The organism is Collinsella sp. TF11-5AC, from assembly GCF_003436775.1.
Lineage (GTDB): Bacteria > Actinomycetota > Coriobacteriia > Coriobacteriales > Coriobacteriaceae > Collinsella.
In genome coordinates, this window is record NZ_QSQO01000022.1 from 1 (window position 1) to 360 (window position 360).

The following is a 360-nucleotide window of genomic DNA, read 5'->3' on the forward strand; positions in this document are numbered from 1 at the left end:
TAATGTGCTCTCCGTGCGAGCAGGACTGTCCGAGCAGGCGACTTCGCATGCCGCCGAGCAGCCGGGGCAGACACCCCACCCAAAGTTTTTCAAAAAAGTTGTTGACGCGCGCGTAACGACTCGTCTAATATATCCCTTGCGCGATGGACCTGTAGCTCAGTTGGTTAGAGCGTCCGGCTGATAACCGGGAGGTCACAAGTTCGAATCTTGTCAGGTCCACCATCAAAACGTTAAGAGCCCTGGGGCATTGCCTCGGGGCTTTTTTCTTATCCAACAAAGTAGTCAAAATAGCCCCGTCCCAAATTAACTACTTTGATTTTGTGTGCTGGGCGAAAGATTGGGTAGTATAGCTATTCAATG

At 50.8% G+C, this 360-nt stretch carries 1 tRNA gene; it reads left to right on the top strand.

The annotated features are described in order from the left end of the window. Nucleotides 1-145 precede the first annotated feature (145 nt). Nucleotides 146-222: transfer RNA gene (locus DXD16_RS08530), tRNA-Ile, on the top strand. Nucleotides 223-360 lie beyond the last annotated feature (138 nt).